Below are 6,394 nucleotides of genomic sequence, written 5' to 3' on the forward strand. Positions count from 1 at the left end.
GATACGTTAAAAATTTTTATTCACCCAATATTAAAATGTTTTCCAGCAAAAAATAAAACTATAAGAAACTACTTTTATTTTGTTACTAATTGTAACATAAAGTTTTGCTATCGAGCACTAAAAGAACAAATCAAAGTGGTAACTTTGCGTTTTGCTCAAAATTATGTTAGATAAAGACAATACTATTGAAGTTCTTGGTGCAAGAGTTCACAATCTAAAAAATATCGATATATCTATTCCGCGTGAAAAACTGGTTGTAATTACAGGTTTATCAGGTTCGGGAAAATCTTCTTTGGCTTTTGATACGATTTATGCCGAAGGACAGCGTCGTTACGTTGAAACTTTTTCTGCCTACGCGAGGCAATTTCTTGGCGGATTAGAGCGTCCAGACGTTGATAAAATCGACGGACTTTCGCCTGTAATCGCGATTGAACAAAAAACAACTAGTAAAAGTCCGCGTTCTACAGTTGGGACTATCACTGAAATTTACGATTTCTTAAGGCTGTTATATGCGCGTGGCGCAGATGCCTACAGTTATAACACTGGCGAAAAAATGGTTTCGTATTCTGATGAGCAGATTAAAGATCTGATTATTCAGGATTATAATGGAAAACGCATCAATATTCTTGCTCCGGTTATTAAAGCTAGAAAAGGTCATTATGCGGAATTATTCCAACAAATAACCAAACAAGGATTCTTGAAAGTTCGTGTAAACGGAGAAGTTCAAGATCTTGTTGCGGGAATGAAATTGGATCGTTACAAAACACACGATATTGAGATTGTTGTAGACAGAATGGTGATTGAAGATAATCCAGATACACAAAAAAGATTATCTGAAAGCATCAATACAGCGATGCATCACGGTGAAGATGTCTTGATGATTTTAGATCAAGATTCTAATGAAGTGCGTTATTTCAGTAGAAATTTAATGTGTCCTTCAACAGGAATATCGTATCAGAATCCAGAACCAAATTTATTTTCGTTCAACTCTCCAAAAGGAGCTTGTCCACATTGCAACGGATTGGGAACGGTACACGAAATCAATGTTAAGAAGATTATTCCAAATCCGAAATTATCGATAAAAGCTGGTGGTTTTGCTCCGCTTGGCGAATACAAATCGTCTTGGATTTTCAAACAATTGGAAACCATTGGAGAAAAATTCGGATTTAAAATTACCGATGCAATTGAGAAAATTCCTGAAGAAGCAATGCAAATGATTTTGTATGGCGGAAAAGATAAATTTTCGATCAATTCAAAAGATCTTGGCGTAACGAGAGAATATAAAATTGACTTTGAAGGAATTTCTAATTTCATCAAAAATCAATATGACGAAAGCGCTACAACCAGCATAAAACGTTGGGCAAAAGATTTTATGGACGAAATTAACTGTCCTGTTTGCGACGGTTCACGTCTTAAAAAAGAAGCTTTATTTTTTAGGGTAAACGAAAAAAATATCACCGAATTATGTGATATGGATATTTCAGATTTAACAGCTTGGTTTCAAGATTTAAATAGCCATTTGACAGATAAACAGCTTTTAATTGCATCTGAAGTGGTAAAAGAAATTAAAGACCGTTTGAACTTTTTAATGAATGTTGGTTTGAATTATTTGGCTTTAAGCCGAAGTTCAAAATCGCTTTCGGGCGGGGAAGCGCAGCGTATTCGTCTGGCAACACAAATTGGTTCTCAGTTGGTTGGAGTTCTTTATATTTTGGATGAACCAAGTATTGGTTTGCACCAAAGAGATAACGAAAAGTTGATTCATTCTTTGGAACAATTACGCGATATCGGAAACTCGGTTATTGTGGTTGAACATGACAAGGACATGATCGAAACAGCAGATTATGTAATTGATATTGGACCAAAAGCAGGTAAATATGGAGGAGAAATCATCAGTATTGGAACTCCAAAAGAAACTTTAGCTTCGGATACTATAACCGCTCAATATTTGAATGGTAAAATGAAATTTGAGATTCCGAAGAAAAGAAAAAAGGCAATGGCAAATTCTTGAAACTAACCGGTGCAACAGGAAACAATCTTAAAAACGTTTCGATAGAAATTCCGTTAGGGCAATTAACCTGCGTTACAGGAGTTTCAGGAAGCGGTAAATCGACTTTAATTAATGAGACGCTGTATCCAATTTTAAATGCGTATTATTTTAATGGAGTAAAGAAACCACAGCCTTACAAAAAGATTGAAGGTCTGGAACATATTGATAAAGTAATTGATATTGACCAAAGTCCGATTGGAAGAACACCACGTTCGAATCCGGCGACTTATACAGAGGTTTTCACTGAAATCAGAAATTTGTTTACAATGACTTCTGAAAGTATGATTCGTGGTTATAAAGCGGGACGTTTTAGTTTTAACGTAAAAGGTGGACGTTGCGAAACCTGCGAAGGTTCTGGTGTAAGAACAATCGAAATGAACTTTTTACCAGACGTTTACGTAGAATGCGAAACGTGTCAGGGAAAACGTTTCAACAGAGAAACTTTAGAAATTAGATACAAAGGAAAATCTATTTCTGATGTTTTGGATATGACGGTTGATGAAGCTGTTCCATTTTTTGAAAATATTCCGAAGATTTATAGAAAAATCAAGACAATTCAAGATGTTGGTTTAGGTTATATTACACTTGGGCAACAAAGTACAACGCTTTCGGGTGGTGAAGCGCAACGTATTAAATTAGCGGGAGAATTATCTAAAAAAGATACTGGAAATACATTTTATATTCTAGACGAACCAACAACAGGATTACACTTTGAAGACATTCGCGTTTTGATGGAAGTAATCAATAAACTGGTTGATAAAGGAAATACTATTCTGGTGATCGAACATAATATGGACGTAATCAAACTTGCCGATTATATTATCGATATTGGTCCAGAAGGTGGAAAAGGTGGCGGACAATTGGTTGCCAAAGGAACCCCAGAAGAAGTGGCTCAGAATAAAAAGAGTTATACGGCTAAGTTTTTGAAAAAAGAACTAACTTAGTATCATTATTATAAATATTATTTTTATGAACAGTTTAAGTTTGAAAGTAGATTTAGATTTTAAAGAATTGATGAAAGTTGTAAAACAATTATCACCTGCTGAAAAATTAAAACTCAATGAGGTGATTTGGAAAGATGATAATATTGAAATCCCTGAAGAACATCAAAAAATAGTTTTAAGCAGAATTAAAAAAAGCAAAGCGTCTCCTGAACGAATGCTTGACTGGGATGATGTTTCCGATTTACCAATTCAATAATTTTTGAAATGTACAATATTAAAATAGATCAGGATGCTTTAAATGATCTAACACAAATAGTTAAATGGTATAATAACCAGTTAGAAAATTTGGGGCTTCGTTTTCATAAGCAAGTTAAAACTCAAATTAACTCATTAAAAACTCAACCACATATTTGTGCTATTCGTTATAAAAATATTCGTTGCATGATAGTCAAAAAATTTCCGTTTATAATTCATTATTCAATTAACGAACAATTAAATTTAGTGGAGATTTTCTCAATCTTTCATACTAGCAGAACCCCTGAAATTTGGAACTCAAGAACTAAAAAGTAGCAGATATATTATCTAAACAATCCAAAAACTATAATCATCTGATAGTGAACCAAAACCTTAGGCATATTCATTATCCAAGCATTACTTTTGGATTATAATTACTCTTTTTTATAACAATTCTAGAAAAAAGCGTTAATTTAGTGTCCGCTTTTTCTGAAAAACTCAAGCTTTTTAAAGAAAATATGTTTCAATTAAGCCAAATGGTTTATATGAGACCAACTGCCCTAGCCCTGATGGGAGCGGCATCTCCCGATTTAGAAAAACAAGGCTTTTTAGCCGTTTTTTGTTTATCGGGAATATAGCTGACAGCGGGAAACGGCTCCTTCTTCCGACTATGATCAGGATGACAATTACAGGGACAAAAACATAAATAAAATAATAAATTAAAATACCTAAAATGAGATTAGAAGATTTTGATAATGATGAAGATAAAGTAATTCAGGATCGTTTGAAACAAAGAACGTGGAATGAAATTAAAACCAATGACAGCTGGGCAATTTTTAAGATTATGTCTGAGTTTGTAAATGGTTACGAAGCAATGGGACGTATTGGTCCTTGTGTTTCTATTTTTGGATCGGCGAGAACAAAACCAGAGGATAAGTACTATCAATTGGCTGAAAAAATTGCTTATAAAATCAGTAAAGCAGGTTACGGTGTGATTACAGGAGGTGGTCCCGGAATTATGGAAGCTGGAAATAAAGGCGCGCATTTGGGCGGAGGAATTTCGGTTGGTTTAAATATCGAACTTCCGTTTGAGCAGCATTTTAATCCTTATATTGATCATGACAAAAACCTGAATTTCGACTATTTCTTTGTGAGAAAAGTAATGTTCGTAAAATATTCGCAAGGTTTTGTGGTGATGCCAGGTGGTTTTGGAACTTTAGACGAAATGTTTGAAGCTATCACTTTGATTCAAACTAAGAAAATTGGAAAATTTCCGATTATTTTGGTTGGAGTTGAGTTCTGGTCTGGCTTAATCGAATGGGTTAAAACTGTTTTGGTTGAAAAAATGCATACTGTAAGCCCAGAAGATTTGAATTTATTTAAAATTGTAGACACTGAAGATGAAGTTGTGGAAGCATTGGATAAATTCTACAAAAAATACGATTTAAGTCCGAATTTCTAAATTTAATTTTCATGTGTGAGATCACATTTCGCTGTGAACATCATACTATTTATCGTTAAATTACGTAAAGTATCGTAAAAATTGAAAGCTGTTTTTTTAAACAGCTTTTTTTATACTATTTTTACAAAAATCCGAAACCGCAATATGTCCGTAATTTAAGTATGTCTGATAATTTTTAAGCCACTATTTGAAAGCACTTTATAAAATTATTTGCCTCGTTTTTAGCTTTATCATTTTCGATAAAACTAACTGCACAACATCAATCTAAGATGGAAGTGGCGGTAAATCTCGAACTTAAAACACTAAACATAAAACAAGATCTTACGTATCATAATACTACAAATGATACTTTGGCTTTGATTGTTTTGAACGATTGGAATAACGCTTTTGCGGGGATAAAAACACGCCTCTTGCAAAACGTTTTTCTGATGAATTTTACAGAGGTTTTCATTTGGCAAAGGCTGCCGACAGAGGAAAAACGACAATTATAAACCTAACAGAAACTAATTTTTCGGCTCTGGAATGGGAAAGAAGCAATCAGGATCCTGACTATATTACGGTTAAGCTGAATCGCAAACTGCTTCCTAACGAAAAAATCGTTTTACATCTTAATTATATTGTAAAAATACCAAACGATAAATTCACACATTTTGGTTTTGATCAAAATGGCGGTATGGCTCTTAAAAACTGGTTTATAAGTCCTGCCCGTTTTGAAAATGGCCTTTTTGTAAAGTATAACAATTTCAATCTGGATGATATTGCCAATGCGGTGAGCGATTATGAAGTTGAAATTAAAATCCCGAATCCATACTCTATTACTACCGATTTAAATTCGGTTTCTAAAGATACCAGCAATCAGGGCTACAATATTTATTCTTTCTCTGGCAGAAACAGAACCGATTTTAGTCTTTATATCGAAAAACAAAATAGCTTTAGAACATATGATAATGGTTCTCTACTGGTTGAAACCAATTTAAAAAATAAAAAAATAGACGAAATCCAGAAAGCTATTATCATTAATCGTGTGGTTTCTTATGCTGAAAAGTTTATTGGCAAATATCCGCATGAAAAAATAACCGTTTCTCAGATCGATTACGACAGAAATCCTTTTTATGGTTTAAATCAGCTGCCTTCTTTTATCAGTCCGTTTCAGGATGATTTTATATTTGAAATTCAGTTTTTAAAGACTTTTCTAAACAATTATCTCAAAAACAGTCTTCGCTTAGATCCTAGAAAAGACAATTGGATTTATGACGGAATCCAGATTTATGCCATGATGAAGTACATGGAAGAACATCATAAGGAGGAAAAAATGCTAGGAAGACTTTCAAACATGAAGCTCTTTAAAGCTACAATATCAACTATCACGATTGACTTTTAACGAGCAGTATAGCTATTACTATATGCTAATGGCCCGTAAAAACTTGGATCAGCCACTTGGCGATCCAAAAACACCTTAATAAAATTTAACGAGCAAATTGCCAGTAAATATCGTGCTGGTTTGAGCTTGAGTTATTTAGATGATTATCTGAATCATGATATTGTTCCTAAAAGCGTCAGAGAATTTTACAATCTCAACCAATTCGGACAATCGAATCGTTATGATTTTGAGAAAATCTTAACCCAAAAAAGCCCAAAAAATATTGATTGGTTCTTTAAAACCATTATCGATTCTCGAGATATTATCGATTATAAATTTTCAAA

At 33.6% G+C, this 6,394-nt stretch carries 5 protein-coding genes and 1 pseudogene; all 6 read left to right on the forward strand.

Features of this window, described 5'->3' with window-relative positions; all coding sequences use genetic code 11:
- Nucleotides 1-163: 163 nt before the first annotated feature.
- A pseudogene (gene uvrA / locus QLQ95_RS24665) lies at nucleotides 164-2,994 on the forward strand (excinuclease ABC subunit UvrA).
- A gap of 25 nt (nucleotides 2,995-3,019) precedes the next feature.
- A complete protein-coding gene (locus tag QLQ95_RS24670) occupies nucleotides 3,020-3,250 on the forward strand; it encodes an addiction module protein (RefSeq protein WP_320491960.1) in 231 nt (76 codons plus the stop codon).
- Between the two features lie 8 nt (nucleotides 3,251-3,258).
- Entirely contained in the window at nucleotides 3,259-3,564 is a 306-nt protein-coding gene (locus tag QLQ95_RS24675) for a type II toxin-antitoxin system RelE/ParE family toxin (RefSeq protein WP_414655666.1), read from the forward strand.
- Between the two features lie 397 nt (nucleotides 3,565-3,961).
- On the forward strand, nucleotides 3,962-4,690 hold the full coding sequence (locus QLQ95_RS24680; protein ID WP_095931557.1) for an LOG family protein: 729 nt from the start codon (nucleotides 3,962-3,964) through the stop codon (nucleotides 4,688-4,690).
- A 451-nt stretch (nucleotides 4,691-5,141) separates the two neighbouring features.
- Nucleotides 5,142-6,071, forward strand: a complete 930-nt coding sequence (locus QLQ95_RS24685; protein WP_482502107.1) for a hypothetical protein — start codon at nucleotides 5,142-5,144, stop codon at nucleotides 6,069-6,071.
- Nucleotides 6,072-6,191: 120 nt separating this feature from the next.
- The coding region (locus QLQ95_RS24690; RefSeq protein WP_482502109.1) for a hypothetical protein at nucleotides 6,192-6,394 on the forward strand (203 nt) is incomplete at its 3' end.

The organism is Flavobacterium sp. B330r (assembly GCF_056824325.1).